Origin of the sequence: Ottowia thiooxydans DSM 14619 (assembly GCF_000422885.1) — a bacterium.
In the GTDB taxonomy this organism is placed as follows: Bacteria; Pseudomonadota; Gammaproteobacteria; order Burkholderiales; family Burkholderiaceae_C; genus Ottowia; species Ottowia thiooxydans.
The window spans coordinates 1-18,835 of record NZ_AUGX01000025.1 but is presented as its reverse complement, the minus strand read 5'-3'; the positions used below and the strand labels follow the sequence as shown (position 1 = coordinate 18,835).

15 protein-coding genes are annotated in these 18,835 nt (G+C 57.9%); 5 read left to right on the top strand and 10 right to left on the bottom strand.

The features are described 5' to 3' along the window. Positions 1-2: 2 nt before the first annotated feature. The 9 genes from G518_RS0118365 to G518_RS0118325 all read right to left on the bottom strand — a co-directional run bounded on the left by G518_RS0118365 (position 3) and on the right by G518_RS0118325 (position 9,797). Positions 3-884 carry an NAD(P)-dependent oxidoreductase gene (locus G518_RS0118365; protein ID WP_028603795.1) on the bottom strand — a complete coding sequence of 294 codons (882 nt, stop codon included), beginning with the start codon at positions 882-884 and terminating at the stop codon, positions 3-5. Continuing rightward, complete coding sequence (locus tag G518_RS0118360; RefSeq protein ID WP_028603794.1) at positions 881-3,265, bottom strand: xanthine dehydrogenase family protein molybdopterin-binding subunit; 2,385 nt, start codon at positions 3,263-3,265, stop codon at positions 881-883. Before G518_RS0118360 ends, G518_RS0118365 begins: the two co-directional genes overlap by 4 nt. Further along, positions 3,262-3,870: a 2Fe-2S iron-sulfur cluster-binding protein gene (locus G518_RS35800; RefSeq protein ID WP_084651969.1), complete on the bottom strand. Its 609-nt coding sequence runs from the start codon at positions 3,868-3,870 to the stop codon at positions 3,262-3,264. Before G518_RS35800 ends, G518_RS0118360 begins: the two co-directional genes overlap by 4 nt. After that, the gene (locus G518_RS0118350; protein ID WP_028603793.1) at positions 3,867-4,742 is read right to left on the bottom strand and encodes an FAD binding domain-containing protein; all 876 of its coding nucleotides are present in this window, start codon (positions 4,740-4,742) and stop codon (positions 3,867-3,869) included. The genes G518_RS35800 and G518_RS0118350 overlap by 4 nt, the downstream gene beginning before the upstream one ends. Before the next feature lie 88 nt (positions 4,743-4,830). After that, positions 4,831-5,931 (bottom strand): ABC transporter ATP-binding protein, encoded by a 1,101-nt coding sequence (locus tag G518_RS0118345; protein ID WP_028603792.1) that lies wholly within the window; start codon positions 5,929-5,931, stop codon positions 4,831-4,833. Positions 5,932-5,969: 38 nt separating this feature from the next. Beyond that, positions 5,970-6,878 (bottom strand): carbohydrate ABC transporter permease, encoded by a 909-nt coding sequence (locus G518_RS0118340; protein ID WP_028603791.1) that lies wholly within the window; start codon positions 6,876-6,878, stop codon positions 5,970-5,972. A 32-nt stretch (positions 6,879-6,910) separates the two neighbouring features. Then, positions 6,911-7,828, bottom strand: coding sequence for a carbohydrate ABC transporter permease (locus G518_RS0118335; RefSeq protein WP_051237001.1), 918 nt, complete (start codon positions 7,826-7,828; stop codon positions 6,911-6,913). Positions 7,829-7,975: 147 nt separating this feature from the next. After that, positions 7,976-9,301, bottom strand: a complete 1,326-nt coding sequence (locus tag G518_RS0118330; protein ID WP_028603789.1) for an extracellular solute-binding protein — start codon at positions 9,299-9,301, stop codon at positions 7,976-7,978. Positions 9,302-9,485: 184 nt separating this feature from the next. After that, positions 9,486-9,797 carry an NIPSNAP family protein gene (locus tag G518_RS0118325; RefSeq protein ID WP_028603788.1) on the bottom strand — a complete coding sequence of 104 codons (312 nt, stop codon included), beginning with the start codon at positions 9,795-9,797 and terminating at the stop codon, positions 9,486-9,488. Between the two features lie 236 nt (positions 9,798-10,033). Here G518_RS0118325 and G518_RS0118320 point away from each other — a divergent pair, with 236 nt between their 5' ends. The 5 genes from G518_RS0118320 to G518_RS0118295 all read left to right on the top strand — a co-directional run bounded on the left by G518_RS0118320 (position 10,034) and on the right by G518_RS0118295 (position 17,765). Next, positions 10,034-10,732, top strand: a complete 699-nt coding sequence (locus G518_RS0118320; RefSeq protein ID WP_245598021.1) for a TetR/AcrR family transcriptional regulator — start codon at positions 10,034-10,036, stop codon at positions 10,730-10,732. A gap of 448 nt (positions 10,733-11,180) precedes the next feature. Continuing rightward, positions 11,181-14,219, top strand: a complete 3,039-nt coding sequence (locus G518_RS38635) for an IPTL-CTERM sorting domain-containing protein (RefSeq protein ID WP_084651968.1) — start codon at positions 11,181-11,183, stop codon at positions 14,217-14,219. A 27-nt stretch (positions 14,220-14,246) separates the two neighbouring features. Then, complete coding sequence (locus G518_RS0118305; RefSeq protein ID WP_036595240.1) at positions 14,247-15,365, top strand: PAS domain-containing protein; 1,119 nt, start codon at positions 14,247-14,249, stop codon at positions 15,363-15,365. A gap of 5 nt (positions 15,366-15,370) precedes the next feature. Next, the gene (locus G518_RS0118300) at positions 15,371-16,480 is read left to right on the top strand and encodes a helix-turn-helix transcriptional regulator (protein ID WP_028603785.1); all 1,110 of its coding nucleotides are present in this window, start codon (positions 15,371-15,373) and stop codon (positions 16,478-16,480) included. A 175-nt stretch (positions 16,481-16,655) separates the two neighbouring features. Next, a complete protein-coding gene (locus tag G518_RS0118295; protein WP_028603784.1) occupies positions 16,656-17,765 on the top strand; it encodes a helix-turn-helix transcriptional regulator in 1,110 nt (369 codons plus the stop codon). A 173-nt stretch (positions 17,766-17,938) separates the two neighbouring features. Here the strand turns inward: G518_RS0118295 and G518_RS0118290 are convergent, their stop codons facing one another. Next, positions 17,939-18,673 carry a hypothetical protein gene (locus tag G518_RS0118290; RefSeq protein ID WP_028603783.1) on the bottom strand — a complete coding sequence of 245 codons (735 nt, stop codon included), beginning with the start codon at positions 18,671-18,673 and terminating at the stop codon, positions 17,939-17,941. Positions 18,674-18,835: the final 162 nt, after the last annotated feature.

Sequence of the window (18,835 nt, the reverse complement as noted above, 5' to 3'; positions counted from 1 at the left end):
GCTCACTCCTGAACGTAATGGCAATAAAGCGCCTGCGTGCCCTGGCGGCTGAGGCCTCTTGCAGCGAGTTGTTCGTAGAGTTTCCGCGCCAGACCCGCCCCCGGCAACTCCAGGCCCATACGTTCTGCTTCTGACAAGGCAATACCCAGGTCCTTGAGAAAGTGCTCAATGAAAAACCCTGGTGCGAAATCACCTTTGACAATACGCACGCCCAAGACGTTGAGCTGAAAACTACCCGCTGCGCCTGAGCCTATGGTTTGCAACACCCGCTCCGGATCCAGCCCGGCGGACTTGGCATAAGCCAAACCTTCAGATACCCCCATGATGGTCGAGGCAATGACGACCTGGTTGCACATCTTGGTGTGTTGTCCGGCCCCTGCTGCTCCGGCATGGGCAATATTGGTTCCCATCAGTTGGAGCACTGGCAACACGCGGCTAAATGCGGCCTCATCGCCTCCCACCATGATGGAAAGCTTGGCATCGCGCGCCCCCACATCACCACCGGAAACTGGAGCATCCAGAGCCACGCAGCCACGCTTCAACGCCTCGGCGGCCAACTCCTGCGCCAAAGCTGGGCTGGAAGTGCTCATATCGATCAATACGGCCTTTTGCGCGGTTTTCAGAATGCCTTCTGCGCCGAGCCAGACCTGCTCCACATCGCTCGGAAAACCCACCATAGTGATGACCACATCAGAGGAAGCAGCCACCTCAGCGGGTGTGTCGCACCACATAGCGCCTCTTTCAACAAGTGCATCGCCTTTGGAGCGCGTGCGGTTGTAGATGCGCAGCGGATGCCCCGCAGCGAGAAGATGGCCAGCCATGGCTTGGCCCATGATGCCTAGGCCGACAAAGCCCACGCGCAGATCTGATTGGTTTGCACTCATGATTGCACCTTGGTGAAAGTGGAATGAGGAGAATTGCGCAGCAACTCCCGGATGTAGATGGGCGTGAGGGGTTGGCGCTCGGCCACCACGCCCAGGAAAGAAAGCGCGTCGTTGACCGCGTTCGTCACGGCGCCGATGGCCCCCATGACGCCCCCCTCAGCCATGCCTTTCATGCCACCCGGCGTTTGCCTATTGGGTGTGTGCATGGGAAGCAACTCGAAGTGCGGCAGTTCGCACGCAGTGGCGACAAGGTAATCCGCCAGCGAGCCTGAAAGGTTTTGGCCCGTGACGTCGTCGTATTCCACGTGTTCGTACAAGGCGCCCGACAAGCCCATGGCAATCGCCCCGTGCTGCTGGCCTTCCACCACAAACTGATTGAGTACGGTGCCGCAGTCCTCGGCCACGATGTAGCGCTCAAAGTAAATGGCTCCGGTTTGACCATCGATCTCCAGCACGCATACGTGGCTCGAGTTCGAGTAGGTCATGGGAGGGGGTTCATAGGTTGTATGAAACTCCAGGCCAGGCTTCATGCCCGGTGGCAGCGCCAGCGGGTCCAGGTAGGCCGTGCGTGCCATGTCCGCCAGCGTGAGGGGAGTATCTTCCCATGGGCCTGCAGCCGAACTTTGAACGCGGCCATCCATGAGACGAAGATGCTTGGTGTCCACGTCCCCTAGCAAGTTGCACGCAATCTCAAGCACGGCTTGGCGTGCCATCTGAGCACACAGATAGAGCGCGCCACCGCCGGCAGTACCACCCCGTGCGCCGCGACTACCCATGCCATAAGGAGCGATATCCGTATGGCCGAGATGCAGCTTGACGCAGGCAGGAGAGACGCCCAACCCATCGGCCACGGCGTTGGCGAGCGAAGTCTCATAACCCTGCCCGGAGGCCCCCAGACCGACGGCGGCACTCACTTCTCCAGAGGGTTCTATGCGCACCCAGGCCGCTTCATGGCCGGAACCCAATATGCCCGCTGCCTTGTAGAACTTGGAGCCATAGGTAGTTGATTCGACCACGTTGCAAAGGCCTAGCCCCAACAAACGGCCCTCTTCACGCGCCTTTCTTTGGCGCGCACGAAACGCGGGGTAGTCAATGGCTTGCAGCGCACCTTCCATCGTTTCACGAGGCGTGACATCCACCAGAACCTCACCAGTGGGCATGGTGAAGGGCATCTCCTCGCGCGTGAGCATATTGATGCGCCGAACTTCCATGGGGTCGAGGCCCAGGGTCCGGGCGATCGAATCCATGGTGCCATCCATGACCCAACTGGTAATGGCCATGGGTGCACGCATGGGCGCGTTGCCGGTTTTGTTGGAAAGCACGACCCGCACGTCGTAGCGGTAATGGTGAATGCGGTAAGGCCCGGTCAGGATCATGGCGACCACGCGCGCCAGATAGTTGCCGGGGTAGAAGCTGTAGGCGCCGAAGTCTTCAACCATCTCCATCTCCAGCGCCAACACCCGCCCTTGCTCATCCACGGCGGCCCGGGTGCGGCAATGGTCCTCGCGAGACTGTGCCGAAGCCAGCAGGTTTTCCATGCGGTCTTCACGCCAGCGAACCGGGCGCTTGAGCTGGATGGCCAAGGCCGCCACAGTGAGCTCTTCACGGTACAGCGCGATCTTCTGGCCAAACGCGCCGCCCACATCTGGCGACGCAATCGTGACTTGGGTTTCTTTCAGGCGCAACCTCGCGGCCAAGGTGGTCCGGTATGGATGAGGCACCTGTGTGCCCACCTGAAACAACAGGTGCTCGCGCCCCTCGTCCCACTCCGCAATGCATCCTCTGGTTTCAATTGGCAGGTGTGTTTGCCGGTGCTGTGAGAACGTGGACTCCACGATCCGGAAGGCGGATGTCATGGCGCCAGCTACGTCGCCATGCATCGCCTGTTGATGCGAGAGCAGATTGGACGGCAGGGACTCATCCACACGCGGCGCGTCGGGTTCGAGCGCGCGCCAGAGATTGGTCACAGAAGGCAGGGGCTCGTATTCGACCTGCACTTGTTCTGCCGCATCTTCTGCGAGGTAGCGGTCATTGGCCACCACGCAAGCCACGGGGTCTCCCTGGAATCGAACCTTTTCTATGGGCAAGGTGTCCATTTCCATGGGGTGCAATCCGTCGATCGGAGGGGCCATGCGGTGCCTGGTTGTCCAATCTTGCAGATCCCTACCGGTGACTACGGTTACGACACCGGGCATGTCTTGCGCGGCTGTGGTGTCGATGGAGAGAATGCGGGCGTGGGCGTGGGGGGATCTGATGAAGCAGGCGTGGAGGGCATTGTCGACCACGATGTCGTCGATGTAGCGGCCTTTGCCGGTGAGCAGGCGGGCGTCTTCCTTTCGGGGTTGGTGGCCACCGATATGGCGGAATTCTGAAGAGCTCATGGTTTGAGAGCCTGTTCAAAGTTCTGTCGTGTTGGATTTACGCCCTCTCCCTCTGGGATAGGGTTGGGGCGGCCGGCTACGGCGTGAGGACAAGCCTCTTTCGCCAATGCCGTATCCAAAGGCACACAACCCGCCCCCTTCATCCGCTGTGCAGCATCAACGATCGCTTTAACAATATTCTGGTAACCCGTACAACGGCATAGATTGCCCGACAGCGCTTCTCTGATGTCTGCCTCTGAAGGATCCGGATGCTCCCGCAGAAACGCTTCGAAGGTCATCACAATGCCTGGCGTACAGAAGCCGCATTGCAAGCCGTGGGCAACATGCATCGCCTCCTGCAAGATGGAAAAGCCTGTCGGCGAGCCTATGGCTTCGATCGTGGTGACTTCGTGGCCTTCCATCTGAATGGCAAAGGAAAGGCAAGCACGCTGCGGCCGGCCATCCACCAGCACAGTGCAGGCCCCACAAACACCATGTTCGCACCCTACATGGGTGCCCGTGAGCCTGCAGTCCTCGCGCAGTGCATCAGATAACAGCTTCCTGGGTTCGGCATCAAACTCTATGTTCTGGCCGTTCACCGTCAGCATGATCCTGGACTTGTTCATGCGGCTTCCATCCCTTGTTCAGCCAGCAAGTCATTCAGCGCGTGCATGACCAGACTCTGAGTCAGCTCCTTGCGGTAGATCGCAGGTATGCGGGTAGATTCCTCTGGTGCAATTGCGTGATACGCCGCCAGCCCCACGCTCACTACCCAAGGTGCATCTGGTGTCTTGTCGAGGAAATCTTCGAGCGCCGCATCTAAGCGAACAGGTACAGGCGACGCACCGCCTACACCTATGTGCAGCTTATTGACCTTTCCGTCTTTCATGCCCAGCACCATAGCTACCGCAATGACCGCGAAATCGCCGTGGCGACGCGAAAACAACTTGAACGAGGAGCGCTCTCCTGGTTGCTGCTTTGGAAAGCCCACACGCACGATCATTTCATCGGGCCGGACTGCGGTGGTCATGGCCCCTTCGAAGAAATCAGCGCTCGCGAGCTCGCGCTCACCTGAATGTCTTGCGAGGGTGATGCGCGCATCCAGCGTACATGCCACCAATGCCATCTGCGCCGCCGGATCAGCATGCGCCAAGCTACCGCCCAGGGTGCCCCGCTGGCGGATCGCATAGTGCCCAATGGTGCTGGCTGCTTGAGACACCAGTGGGCAATGTACTGCCGTCAGGGAAGAGGAGGCCACTTCGTGATGCCGAGTGAGCGTGCCGATCTCAATGAGATCTCCGCGGTCTTTCACGCCAGCCAGTTCAGACAGATCATTGATATCGATCAGGTGCGCAGGACTGGCCAGGCGCATGTTCATCATGGGTATCAGGCTCTGTCCTCCGGAGATCAGCTTCGCCTGAGCCCCGTATTCCGCGAGCAACGTCAACGCCTCACCAATGGAGGCGGGACGGTGGTATTCAAAGGATGCCGGCTTCACCGCGCGCTCAATTCAGGCAAAGGACATCAATAGGCATGCGGCGCCCGTGAAGACCACATGTGATTTACTGCCGCCTTTGAGATCAAGATCAATCCCACAGCAAGCTCTGCGTGGTTTGTTTGTCAAAGAGGTGCAGGCGGTTGGGGTTCAGATACAACGTGGCCTGCTCGCCTTCACGATGGCGGTATTCCTTGCCAAGGCGCAGGAAAAGCTTCACACCCTCCACCTCCACTTCGATGAATTGATCAGAGCCCACAGGCAGAACCGAGACCACGCGGCCTGCAATGCACGCGCTATGGTCTGGCCCGCTTGTCTCTACAACGTCTTCCGCGCGCAAACCAAGCACCACGTCCTGACCAGCACGCGCCTTTACGCGTTCTGCCATAGCGGAGGGCAAGGAGATCTTCAGATCACCGCGTTCAAAGCTCAGGCCATCTCCTGCTGGTGTGAGGCACCCTTCCATGAAGTTGATTGGAGGGTTGCCCAGGAATGACGCTACAAACATGTTTCGTGGCCGCTCGTAGATCGCGTCCGGGCTGCCGATCTGCTGCACCACCCCGCTTTGCATCACGACGATCCGATCAGCCAGCGTGAGTGCTTCAGCTTGATCGTGGGTCACGTAGACGAAGGTCGTCTGCATCGCCTGGTGCAGTTGCTTGATCTCGGCTCGCATGGAAATGCGCAGCGCCGCATCAAGGTTTGAGAGCGGTTCATCCATCAGGAACACCTGAGGTTGCCTGACCATGGCACGGCCCAGTGCCACCCGCTGACGCTGCCCGCCCGAGAGTTGCTCCGGGCGCCGCTCCAGCAGGGGCTCAATGGCCAGCTTGCGCGCCGCATCTCTCACGCGACGGTCAATTTCGGCCTTTTCGTACTTGCGCATCCTCAGGCCGAAGGCAATGTTTTCATACACCGTCTTGTGCGGATAAAGCGCGTAGCTCTGGAACACCATGGCCACGTCTCGCTTGTGAGGCGGTACCGTGTTCATGATTTCGCCATCGAAGGTCAACTCGCCTTCGGTCACATCTTCAAGACCGGCGATCATGTTGAGCGTGGTGGACTTGCCACAGCCTGATGGCCCCAGCAGCACCAAAAATTCTTTGTCCCCGATGTCGAGGTTCAGATTCTCGAGTGCGACATAACCGTTGGGATAACGCTTGCCGACAGATTCAAACTTGATTCTGGCCAATCTGTACTCCTGTAATGCTCTTGGAACGTGCTTGCGATCTATCCCTTGACCGCACCTGCGGTCAGACCAGAAACGATGTAACGCTCAAACAAAATGGCGACGATCACCGGGGGAATGATGGCCATGACGCCAGCCGCGTTGATGAACGAAAAGCTGATGTTGAAATCTGAGGTGAACGAAGCCACCACAATTGGCATGGTCTGTGAGGCGGTCGTTTGCGTAAACATGAGTGCCAGCAAGAACTCGTTCCAGCTGGTCAGGAAGGTGAACAAGATAACGGCCACGAGTGAAGGCAGTGCCAATGGCAAATAGACCAGCCACAAGGTCTGCAGACGCGAGCATCCATCTACGCGTGCGGCCTTGTCCAACTCATCCGGGAGCGATTCAAAGTACCCCAGGAGAATGAACACGGTGAATGGCACCGTGATGGCCAGATAGGTGATGACCAGTGAGGAAAGCGTGTCCATCAACCCGAGCTTCTGAATGAAGAGGAAGAAGGGCACGACCAGGGCGATATCTGGAATCACCCGCGTGGTCAGCATGAAGTAGATGGACGACGAACGGCCAATGAAGCGGATCTTGGCCAGTGCATACGCTGCTGGCACACCGATGAGCAAGTTCAGCACCACCACAGCGCACGCCACGATGAAGCTGTTCTTCATGGAAGGCAGCAGGTTGCTCGCAGTGGAGGGGATGAAACCTCCCGTGGCGGTATCGCCCTCCTTGCGAGTCTCGTAGGTCATCTTTGTGTCCCCCGAGGTGAAGATGGCCGAGAAGTTTTCCAGCGTGGGCTGCTCTGGCACCCAGTGCGGGGGCACCGACGTGATTTCAGCTTCAGACTGAAATGACGACGACACCAGCCAGGCCACAGGGGCCAAGACGTAAAGCGCAAAGACGACCGAACAACAGAAGATCAGTGCTTGCCTTGGCGAGGGTAGGTATTTCATGGTGACTATTTCTCCGCGGGTTGGTGAGCCGATCAAAGCTTTCGGCTGGTGCTGCGGATAATGAAAAACGCCAAGGTGAAAGTGGCGATGGCCATGATGTAGGCGAGCGCAGAGCCTGTGCCGAAGGCCAGCTTGCGGAAGGTTTCCACGTACACCTGCCAGGCCAGCACGTGGGAAGCATCTGCAGGGCCGCCTTCTGTCAGGATGAAGAACAGATCGAAATGGCGGATGGCCATCATGGATTCATAGATCATCACGAGCGCGAACCCTGGCACCAACGAGGGCAGGGTGATGTGAACGAAGCGCTGCCAGGCATTCGCACCATCTACCTTCGCGGCGCTATAGAGATCGGGCCGAATGGATTTGAGCGTTACCAGCAGAAGAATGGTCGCCAGGGGCACTTCTTTCCAGACGAAGGCATTCGTGATGAGAGGCATTGTCTTGCTCACATCCCCCAGCATCACCACGTATTTGTCGATGAACCCCAACTGCAGCAGCAGGCCATTCAGCGCGCCATAACCGGAGTCGTAGATCCACTTCCACATCAGTCCGTTGGCCACATAGGGAATCGCCCATGGGATCAGCAGAATGGTCGAGAGAATTCTCCGACCTCGGAACTCCTCATTCAACAGCATCGCCATCATGGTGGCGATCACCATGATGGCCAGCACGGACATCACAGTAAAGCTGAACGTGCGACCCACCGACTCCCAGAAAAGAGGGTCCTGGAAAATCTTGAAGTAATTGGCAAACCAGACGAAAGGTACGCGGTGTGGCCTGGTGAGCTTCAAATCATGCAAGCTGACCCAGAACGAGTAGACCACCGGAAACACAGCCACGATCATGAGCACGGCCATCATCGGCGCCAGGAACAGCATGGCGCTGTGCTGGTCGTACCGACTCGATGGCAAGATCAACCAGGGGCGGCGCTGGGGCTTTTGGGCGTTCATGGGGCTGAATTTAGTAGACCGACGACGCACCACACTGGGTGTGTCTTTTTACGGAAATCTGCGCATGTGATCACGCCTGCTGCGCGGCTTCACATGGCGCCTTAGCTTATGACGAGGCCGTACCTCCGTGCGGCCATCGCCCGCGCCTCAGGACTTGCGCATTTCGTTCCAGGCGTCGGAGGATTTCTTAAGTGCCGCCGCTACTGGAGTCTTGCCAAGCACGGCTGATTGCCATGCTGTGCCGTTCACTTCGTCCCACTCGCCGAACCAACGGGTAATTACGTCTTTCTTGCGAACAAGCTTCTGCTGCGCCTCGTACATCGACAGATCCGAATACTTGGCATAGTTGGCCTGCACTTCAGGGTCACGGAACAGCTCTTTGACACCGAAACCCGTTCCCAGATCGTTGAACAGCAGCTTCTGGAATTGGTATTTGCCGTCAGCCTTGCCGCCGAACCATTCAATCAGCTTCACCGCGTTAGCCGCGCGCGCCTTGTTCGCCGCGGCCTGGGCCGACATCCCGTGAAAGCGCATCCAACCCACGGTCATGTGAGAACCGCCAGGGCCTGCGGGTATCAGTGCCTGCTTGATGCGGCCTGCCACCGCCGATTGCTTGGGATCGTTCAGCGTGCGGATGCGATACCGGCTGAGCAGGGCGAACGCATGGTTGCCTGAGCCGAAGGATTTCAAGCCGTTGAGCTCACCTGTCTCTACGCATGCAGGAGAGATGATCTTGTGCTTTTGCACGGCATCTACGATCCACTGCAAAGCTTGTTGCGCCCCTTTCTTGGGATCGGCCATCACCGCAGCGCCGCTGTCATCCGTGAAACGGCCGCCATTGGAATACACCATGGCCGTGAGGAACTCGATCAGCCAGCTTTCCCGAGCCATGGAAAGCATCATGGGATACTCAGAGAGGCCTGCGGCTTTGATCTTGAGAGATTGCTGCAGCAGCTCGTCCCAGGTTTTGGGTGGCGCTGCAATGCCTGCTTTCTTGAGGATTTCTTCGTCGTAGAAGAAGGCCATATAGTCTGAGTAGTAGGTCAGGCCGTACTGCTTGCCTTTGTACTGCATGGACTTCGTACAGAAGTCATCTGCGTCGGCGTTGTACTTCATCAACTCCGGGTAGTTGTTGATGGGGGCGATCCAGCCGGCATCTGCCCACTCAGGCAGCCAACTGTCCGAAACCCAGAGAACATCCATAGGCGCCTTGCCCACGAACTTAGTGACCATGGCCTCACGGTACTGAGCCCAGGGCGCATTGCTGTAGTTGACCTTCAGCCCCATCTTGCTTTCGAAAGCCGTGACGTGGCTCCTGACCAGATCCACCGCAGCAGACCAGGTAGACAGGTTAATGGGCGCGTTTTGCGCCAACGCATCAAGCGAAAGGGCACCCGAGGAAGCGGCGCCCGCAGCCGCAGCGTACTTGAGGAAATCACGACGGTTGCTGTCGCTGGTCCAGTTCTGGCTCATCGAAAAATCTCCCTTTGGGTGGTACGCGAAGCTGGTTCGCGCGCTTGCGCAAGTTCGGATGGGCTCGCAGATCACCGGCTCCGCCAATGACCCGACCCGTTGTTATTGTTGCCGCAGTTTGTCTATATCGTCAAGTGACGATATTAGGGACGCTTTTGCACCGTTATGGTCACCCCGGTGCGGTTCACTTTGCGGGGGAGAACGCAGCCGGCGTCATGAAAACGCTTTCCTGGTGCACCAAATAGGGCAGCATAGAGGGCACAAAGCTTTGCCATTCAGGGTCTTGGGCCAGCTTGGTGCGCTGAGCAGTACGGTGACCAAAATCTTCGTAAGCCCATATGAACACAGTGGAATTCAGCACACCGGATTCCTTGACCCAGCAACCCACCAAGCTGGCATATCGCGTGATGATGCCCAGGCCTTGCTCCTGGTAAAACTTGAGGAATTCAGCGGCTTTTCCCGGCTGGATCTGGTACGTGCGCATTTCGTAGATCATGAACGACCTTTCAAGGAAGAAGGAAGGGAAAAATGAGTAGGTTCGCGATATTACATCGTCAATTGACGATATATATTTTCAAGGTAAAGTGATCCCAAGTCCAGGAGGCTGCCGGACTTGGAGCGCCGATAGCGAAAATGGGCCTCAGCGAGGGCAGTTTTTGTCGGATGGCCGACCCTGGAATTCACAGGCCCATAGCCTCTTCAACAGGATTCGAAGCAGTGGGCACCGCCACGATGAAAGCAAAGTCAGATCTTCTTGCGGCCAACAGGCAAGACAAGGCCCCGGCACCGACGCTCCCGTCAAGCAAGCGTCGTGCCACGTCTCGCATGCCCGCCAGCGAGCGCAAGGCGCAAATTTTGGCGAAGGCGTTCGAATTTTTCTCAGAATATGGGTTAACCGCTCAAACCCGCGCCCTGGCCGATGCCTGCGGCGTGTCTCAGCGGCTGCTCTACACCATATTCCCCAGCAAAGCTGCGCTGATCGAGGCCGTTTACGAAGCCAACATCGCGGGCCCTTTCAAGGCCGTCTGGCTGGAAAAGCTCCGCGACCGCAATATTGCGCTGGAGCAACGCCTGCTCTGGTTTTACAGGGAGTACTACGAGGGCGTTCTGACCAGAGGTTGGCTGAGGCTGTTTCTCTATGCCTCCCTGGCAGAGGTGGAAATGGCACCGGCGTATATCACCGCCGTCATCAAGACGCTGTTGGACACCATCGTAGAAGAAACGGCTTTTGATGCTGGCTTGGCGCTGCCAACGCAATTGGATCTGCGCCAGGAAATCGGTTGGTTGCTCCACGGCGCTATCTCGCACCTTGCGATCAGGCGGCACGTTTATCGAAACTCAACTTCGATGGGCATTGATGCAGTCATACGGCTGCACGTATCGGCTTACCTGGCAGCCGCGCCGACTTTAATGGCGCAAAAGGTTGGTTGATTTGCCTTAGGGTGATGTGGTGGTGGGCTTTCAGCGCACAAGACACTGAAAACACCCTTACCCCGCTTGACGCCAAAAGCTTCATGGCGTCGATAAGGGGCTTGGCTGGGACTTTTTAGCCGAGAGAGCCAAGCGGGAGCTCGGCGGTCCCAGGGCTGCCAGCGGAAACGACTCTAGAGCGCCTGAACACGACATACCTCATTTGCGGTATGGCGCGCGTCACGTTTTGCAACGAATATCCCCCAAAGAGGGCGCGACGCCCGCATGAAGCGAGGGAGCCGGGAGGGAGAAAACCCATATGGAGGTTTGCCTTGCCCTGTATGGGTCAGTCCCATTCCTGGTTGGGCTCATAGCCGCAGGCATATACGCCTGCTGGGGCCTGCAGCTACCCGCCATGCGAATTGCGGAGCGCTCGTGTTTGGATGTTTTCGATTGATCCGAGGTCACCATGAGCGCTGCCACTGTTTGCCCATTCAATGCTGGGGCAAGGAAACATCACGATAGACCTTGGTGGTTGCGTTGGCTGTTGGTGTTTGTGCTGCTTTGGGGGAGCGTGAGCTCAACGGCCTGGGCCGTGAATGCGTGGGAACCTATCGGGCCTGGCGGTGGAGGATTCATCCAGGCGCTGGCGCTGGGCAGCGACGGTCAGACAGTCTTCGCTGGCATCGGTGGCGACGTGTTCAAAAGCATCAACGGCGGTATCTCCTGGATCACCGTCAACAATGGGTTGCCAAATCGGAAGGTGGAAGCCCTGACGCTCAGCGGCGACAGCGAAACAATCTTCGCTGGCACCGATGGGAGCGGCGTATTCAAAAGCATCAACGGAGGGAATTTATGGACCGCCGTCAACAATGGGCTGACCGCCGCGTCTGTGTACTCCCTGGCGCTGAGCAGCGATGGTCAGACGATCTTCGCGGGCACCGGCTATGAAGGCGTGTTCAAAAGCACTAACGGCGGAACTTCCTGGGCTGCCGTCAACAATGGGCTGACCAACCAGACTGTGTACTCCCTGGGGTTGAGCAGCGACGGACAGACCGTCTTCGCTGGCACCTACGGCGGCATCTTCAAAAGCACGAACGGCGGCAGCTCATGGACCGCAGTCAACAATGGGCTGACCGATAACGATGTGAGATCCCTGGCGCTGGGCAGCGATGGTCAAACACTCTTCGCCGGCACAGATGGCGGCGGCGTCTTCAAAAGCACCAACGGAGGCAGCTCCTGGGCCTCCGTCAGCAACGGGCTGTCCAACAGCCTGGCCCTCTCCGTGTACTCACTTACGCTGAGCAGCGACAGTCAAACGCTCTTCGCCGGTACCAGCGGTGGTGGAGTGTTCAAGAGCACCGACAGCGGCAATTCTTGGGCGGCCGTCAACAATGGGCTCTCCAACCTGTCCGTGTACGCACACGCACTGAGCACCAACGGCCAAACAATCTTCGCTGGTACCTGGGGCCGCGGCATATTCAAGAGCACCAACGGCGGTAACTCCTGGGAGGCAGTCAACAATGGGCTGAACTATCTCTCTGTACCTTCCTTGGCGCTGGACAACGACGGCCAGACGGTCTTCGCCGGCACGAATTACGGCGTCTTCAAAAGCACCAACGGCGGCAGTTCATGGACCACCGCAAACAACGGCCTAAGCGCGTCCCGTATTCCTTCCCTGGCACTGGGCAGCGACGGCCTGACAGTTTTCGCTGGCACCAACAGCGGCGTCTTCAAAAGCATCAACGGCGGGAACTCCTGGACCGCCGTCAACAATGGCGAGGGGCTCTCCTATCAAATAGTGCACTCTCTAGCGCTAAGCAGCGATGGTCAAACGATCTTCGCGGGCACCAACTATGAAGGCGTGTTCAAAAGCACCAACGGCGGAGACTCCTGGACCACCGTCAACAATGGGCTGAGCGATACAGATGTGAGATCGCTGGCGCTCGGCAGCGACAATCAGACGATATTCGCGGGGACCGCTTCTCGCGGCGTGTTCAAAAGCACGGACGGTGGCAACTCCTGGGCCTTGATCTACAACAGGCCATCTGTGTACTCACTTGTGCTAAGCAGCGACAGCCAGACAATATTCGCGGGCACTGGCAACCAGGTGTTCAAAAGCACCAACGGTGGTAACTCCTGGACGGCCGTAAACAATGGGCTGATGGGCTCATCCAATGTGCAGTCTCTCAAGCTTTTCGGCGACGGCCAGACGATCTTCGCGGGCACTGGCACCGGTGTATTCAAAAGCACCAACGGGGGCAACTCCTGGGCTGCCGTCAACAATGGGCTGATCCACCTAAACGTGTACTCCCTGGCCGTAGCCAATAACGGCCAGACGATCTTCGCAGGCACCAGTGGCCGCAGCGTTTTCAAACGCACCAATGGCGCTCTCTCCAATGAATCACGCCTGCTGAACTTGGCACTGGCCGCGAGCGGCAACCCCGTAGCCGTTTTACCGGCCTTCGACAGCGCCACCTCGAGCTACTCCGCTACTGTGCAAAGCGCAAGCGCCACGATCACCCCAACCGCATGGATTGGTGATGCCACCATCACCATCAACGGTGGCGCGGCCAGCAGCGGCAATGCCACCACTCTCGCACTTAATCCGGGCGCCAACACGGTAACTGTGGAAGTCACGTCCGGCGATCAAACCTCCACACGCACCTATGTCGTCGCCATCACTCGACAAGTCTCTCCAGGTACTCCCGCCAACGTGCAGGCCACACCCGCAACATCAGGCCAAGTGACCGTGACGTGGACACCGCCTGCCGATACCGGCGGTGGCATCACCGGCTACGTGGTCACCGCGCAGCCAGGCGGCCAGACCTGCACGCCTACCCCCGCCACGGCCACGACCTGCACATTCACCGGTTTGGTCAACGGACAGACCTATACCTTCACCGTGGAAGCTCTTAACGAAGCAGGCAGCAGCGCAGACACCGGTACACCACCTACCCCTTCCAATCCGGCTACACCTTTGGTTAACTCAAGCTCATTCTCTGCCCCCTCGCCCACCAGCTCCGGCACTGTGACTGCAAGCGTCACCGGAGGTGGCAGCACCTGCCGCTTTGAGCATGTGCGGGTGTTGCCAGTAGGCGATGCCGCTACTGCCCCACCAACGGGCTTGAGCTTCCCACACGGGCTGCTGGACTTTGCGCTGGCAGGGTGCGATCCAACTGATGTGACGCTCACGCTCACCTATCCGAGCGCCTTGCCACAGGGCGTGCGGTATTGGAAGCTGAACGCTGGGGTATGGGCGCCCTATAGCCACGCAGTGGCTCAGCCGGGTAGCAGCACCGTGACACTAACGCTGCGCGATGGCGGGCAGGGAGATGACGACGGGCAGGTCAATGGCCGGATTGTTGATCCAGGGCAGGTGGGAGTCATGAGCTCTCAGCTGGTTACCCCTGTACCCGTACCAACCTTATCCACATGGGCCTTGGCCATGCTTGGCCTGGCGCTCGCCTGGCTAGGGATCAGCCGGAGACGCCAGATAGGGGTATGACATGAACCCCAAAAAAATGGATGCGCTATGACAAGCCATATTCAACCGGGGATGAGGAAGATCAGCAGTTTGCTATATGACGGGATCCTGTCAAAGCAGGATTGGTACGACGGCATCGCCACGTTCAGCGAGGCCGTGGGTGGCCTCAATTTTCACCAATTGACCGTGGATGTGCGGCAAGGTTCCGTGCTTGAAAGCATTGCCAGCGAACACAACGAAGAGGCTGTAGAAAACTACGACCGGCACTATGCCTTGATCGACGAACGGGTTCCTATTGCCATGCAGCTTGGCCAAGGCCAGGTCATGCTGGACCACGAACATTTCAGTGACCGCCACATGTCACGCAGTGCGCTATATGCAGACTGCCTGGCCCCGCAGGGCATGAAATACACCATGGGCTTGATGCTGCGCGTAGAGGGTAGCGTTCAACAGTATTTAGGCTTCATGCGTGCCAAGGACCAAGCGCACTTCAGCCAACGAGAGCGTGATTTTGCTTCGCAACTTATGCCAGATTTGATAAGGGCTGCCCGCTTGCGCGCCCATGCCAGCGATTTGGCTCAGCAAGCAGCCCTGGGGCTCACCGCGCTCGCCGCCCTACCGCAAGGCATTGCGCTTGTTGATGCCCAATGCCGCATCCAATACGCGAACCCCACAGCTGAGCGCATGTTCGCAAGTGCGGGCGCCTTGGTGGTGCAGTACGGCCAACTTTCCTGCCACGACGAGAGTACGAAAGCCCGACTGCAATCTACCGTAGCGGCGGCCTGCACACGCCAGGGAACGGGAATGGCTGGAACATTTCATTCCGGGCCTGGATTGAACAGTTTGGTCATCACGGTGATGCCCGTCAACACTCAACACCTCCTGGCAGCCTCGCACCAAAGTCCGCTGGCACTCTTGATACTGCGCAAGCCCACAGCCCCCGGAGATCTTGATCCGCATGTCATTGCCGAAATACTGGGCCTGTCGCCCGTAGAAACCCGGTTGGCACTCTCGCTAGAGGCAGGCAAGACCGTTAAAGACTTCGCTGAAAGCGAAAAAATTAGCTGGCACACGGCACGCACGCACATCCGGAACCTGTTGCGCAAGTCAGGGTGTCACCGTCAGCTGGAACTTGTCGCCCTTTTGCAATCGCTGAGACTGGGCTGATCGCCATGAACGAACAGACACAGGATATAGCAGGGCGTTTTTATGATGGGGTGCTGGAGCCCAATGCCTGGTATGCCGCCATGAATGACATGTGCACGCGCCTGGAAGCGGGCATATTCCACAGCTTCACGCTGGTGGGAAGTGAGGCGCTCGTTCCCCAAAGCATTGGAAATCTGGAAGTGTTTGGCCTACAGGCCAGGCACATGGCCGAGTATGAAACAGAGCACGCCGCCAACGATTGTCGAATGGAGGCAACGCTGCGCATCGCCCCTGGGGAGATCATGCTGGATCATGAGCACGTGAGCGAGACCGAGGCACTTCGCAACTCCGTGTATGCAGGTTGGCTCATGCCCCTGGGGCTCAAACACACTGCAGCTGTTGTGGTGCGCGCGGAAGAAAGTGCACGAGAAATTTTCAGCTTCATGCGCCCTCGGGATGCCAAGCCGTACTCCTTGGAGGACAAGCGGTTCATCCAGCAACTGATGCCTGATATCACCCGCGCTGCCAGGCTGCGCGCGGGCACACTCGCACTCGCCAGAAGCGCAAGCCTGGGGACGGCAGCCCTGGAGACTCTGCGCCAATGCGTTGCCGTGGTGGACATGGATTGCCGCATCCATCACGCCAATGCGGCAGCTGAGAGGCTACTGGCCCAAACCTGCGCGCTGACTGTTCAGTATGGGCGGTTGCACTGTGCGCAAGCGGAGGCCTCTGGCCGGCTGGTGCAGTTGGTACGCCGGGCGTGCGCCATCCCCGGTAAGGCCGGCTCTCTCATCCTGAGAAACGGCGCGCAACGGGTAACTCTCAACATCCTGCCGCTGAATGCCTCACACATCTGCGCCTCTCTGCGCCAAGCGCCCATGGCCATGGTCGTGGCAGCTGTGTCTGGCGCCACGCCGAACCTGGACACCCATCTGATGAGGGAGATGCTGGGCCTCTCGCCCATGGAAGCGCAGCTTGCTCTGCTTTTGGTTGAGGGCAAGACTGTCAAGGATTTCGCCTCTATGGGGGAAATGAGTTGGCACACCGCACGTACGCATCTCAAGAACCTTTTGCGCAAATCCGGCTGCCACCGGCAAGTGGAGTTGGTGCAATTGCTGCAGTCCTTGCAGGGCTGAGAGGGAATTCCCACACATTTTTTTACATTCGTAAAAAAGTAGCGAATAATGGATGAGAAATTAGCAGAAGGCTCTGACACAGCCTCCTGAAACCCAAGCACGAAGATGCACAGGATCTGCGGTTCACGTTGTGACGGCATCCTGCCTGGGGTGACTGAGTAAGGGTGGACTCACCATGAACGAGCAGGCACAACTTATTGCGGGGAGGTTCTATGACGGGGTACTGGAGCCTGGGGCCTGGTATGCCGCGATGGATGACATGTGCACGCACCTGCAGGCGGGCATATTCCACGGTTTCACGCTGTTTTCAGGCGAGACACCCACCCCAGAGAGCGTGGGCAATGTGGAGGAGTTTGGCCTGCAGGCCCGTAACATGGCCGAATACGAAACAGAGCATGCTGGCAACGATCTTCGGCTGATGGCAACGTTAGGTCTCGCCCCCGGAGAGATCATGCTGGATCATGAACACGTGAGTGAGGCCGAGGCGCTTCGCAACTCCGTGTACGCAGACTGGCTCATACCCCTGGGACTCAAGCATACGGCGGGGGTTGTGGTGCGCACAGAGGGCAGCGCGCGCGAACTTGTGAGCTTCATCCGCCCCCGGGATGCCAAGCCGTTCTCCTTGGAAGACAAGCGTTTCATAGAGCAGCTGATGCCTGACATCACCCGCGCAGCCAAACTGCGCGCGGGTACCCTTGCACTCTCACGAAGTGCCAGCCTGGGGATGGCGGCACTGGAGACGCTGCGGCAGTGCGTTGCAGTGGTGGACCTGGATTGCCGCATCCATCACGCCAACGCCGCGGCAGAGAAGCTACTGGCCCAATCCAGCGCGCTAGCCGTTCGGTATGGGCGGCTTCATTGCGCGCACGCGAAGGCCTCTGGCCGGCTGGTGCAATTGGTACGCGGTGCGTGCGCTCTACCTGGCAAGGCCGGTGCCCTCATCTTGGGAGATGGCGAACGGCGCTTAACGCTCAACATCTTGCCGCTGAATGCCTCGCACATCTGCGCCTCTCAGCAACAAGCACCCATGGCCATGGTCATCGCAGCCGTTTCTGGTGCCGCACCTCACCTTGACCCTCATCTGATGAGAGAGATGCTGGGCCTTTCACCCACCGAAGCGCAGCTTGCGCTGAGTTTGGTCAAAGGCGAAACGGTTAAGGATTTCGCCTCTGAAGGGGACATGAGTTGGCACACGGCGCGTACGCATCTTAAAAACCTGTTGCGTAAAACCGGCTGCCACAGGCAAGTGGAGCTTTTGCAGTTGCTGCAATCCTTGCAGGGCTGAGCAAGCGCAGGAAGCGATGTGGTGGTGGGTGGACCCACATATTCCGACGGTTGCCGCCGCGAACCGCGCAGGTGTGACTATGTCATTCACGTAAAAAATCCTCCGAAGAGGATTTTTTAACAATAGATACTTGCCGTCGCTGGAACAACAGCGAAGTATCAATTGCCTTTAATTTATTTCGGGCACATAACCCATTTAGTGGGCAGCACTTGTGCGGTTGCCTCTGTCACAGATGTGGTGAAGATGTCGACCTGCCTCCCATCATCCAACCCCAGCCCAGTAATACACCCGCCATCGCGGGCAGCAATGTGCAACACATAATAATCTTGATTCTTGAAGCGTATTCTATTTTCAGATCCAGGTACCAGGCAGAAATTTGTATACGTAGTTTTCATGTTATGGCTATATATACAGCCATCTTTACGGTGAAAAGAAAAACTATTATCAGATGCATCTTTTACAACCGTGCCATTTCTGCTGTTGTTCCAAGGTATAAACTCATCGGCGGATGGCTGATTCGGTGATGACGTGGATTGCTTGGGATCAAAAGTACAGGCGTAGGTTTCTTTAGTGTTAGTGGTAACCATTGCTGTGCGATAAACACTGCCTTCTTTATCCACCAAGATCGTATAGGTTAGTAGATTTTCACCACCGCCCAATGGCGTAAGGCTTTGCATAGCCGCATAACCATTTCTCAAATTTTCGTTGAATGTAGTCACCATTTCATCTAATGCAGGGATGGTGAAATTACGGAATGGCGTATTGAAGTGCCATATTCCATCTGATTTGGTTACCGAGCATAGTTGAGCCGCCGGGCCTCGCGTTTCTACTGTCTGGGTGCCGGTATTGATGTATTCGCTGGTGTTGCCCACAAAGGTCGTGAAGCCGCCCGCTACAAGCGAGATCACGTCTCGTCCGACGCATTGGTAAGTTGCGTTCTGATCAGACATCGATTGGCAGCGGCTCGTACCAGAACCACCTCCAGTGCCGTCGCCCCCAGTGCCGGTGCCGGTGCCAGTGCCAGTGCCGGTGCCAGTGCCGGTGCCAGTGCCAGTGCCAGTGCCAGTGCC

What these genes read in the sequence shown, in the direction of transcription:
- G518_RS0118365 (WP_028603795.1), bottom strand. Translation starts at nt 884, where the DNA reads ATGAGTGCAAACCAATCAGATCTGCGCGTGGGCTTTGTCGGCCTAGGC.
- G518_RS0118360 (WP_028603794.1), bottom strand. Translation starts at nt 3,265, where the DNA reads ATGAGCTCTTCAGAATTCCGCCATATCGGTGGCCACCAACCCCGAAAG.
- G518_RS35800 (WP_084651969.1), bottom strand. Translation starts at nt 3,870, where the DNA reads ATGAACAAGTCCAGGATCATGCTGACGGTGAACGGCCAGAACATAGAG.
- G518_RS38635 (WP_084651968.1), top strand. Translation starts at nt 11,181, where the DNA reads ATGAGCGCTGCCACTGTTTGCCCATTCAATGCTGGGGCAAGGAAACAT.
- G518_RS0118330 (WP_028603789.1), bottom strand. Translation starts at nt 9,301, where the DNA reads ATGAGCCAGAACTGGACCAGCGACAGCAACCGTCGTGATTTCCTCAAG.
- G518_RS0118320 (WP_245598021.1), top strand. Translation starts at nt 10,034, where the DNA reads ATGAAAGCAAAGTCAGATCTTCTTGCGGCCAACAGGCAAGACAAGGCC.
- G518_RS0118325 (WP_028603788.1), bottom strand. Translation starts at nt 9,797, where the DNA reads ATGATCTACGAAATGCGCACGTACCAGATCCAGCCGGGAAAAGCCGCT.
- G518_RS0118300 (WP_028603785.1), top strand. Translation starts at nt 15,371, where the DNA reads ATGAACGAACAGACACAGGATATAGCAGGGCGTTTTTATGATGGGGTG.
- G518_RS0118340 (WP_028603791.1), bottom strand. Translation starts at nt 6,878, where the DNA reads ATGAAATACCTACCCTCGCCAAGGCAAGCACTGATCTTCTGTTGTTCG.
- G518_RS0118295 (WP_028603784.1), top strand. Translation starts at nt 16,656, where the DNA reads ATGAACGAGCAGGCACAACTTATTGCGGGGAGGTTCTATGACGGGGTA.
- G518_RS0118305 (WP_036595240.1), top strand. Translation starts at nt 14,247, where the DNA reads ATGACAAGCCATATTCAACCGGGGATGAGGAAGATCAGCAGTTTGCTA.
- G518_RS0118335 (WP_051237001.1), bottom strand. Translation starts at nt 7,828, where the DNA reads ATGAACGCCCAAAAGCCCCAGCGCCGCCCCTGGTTGATCTTGCCATCG.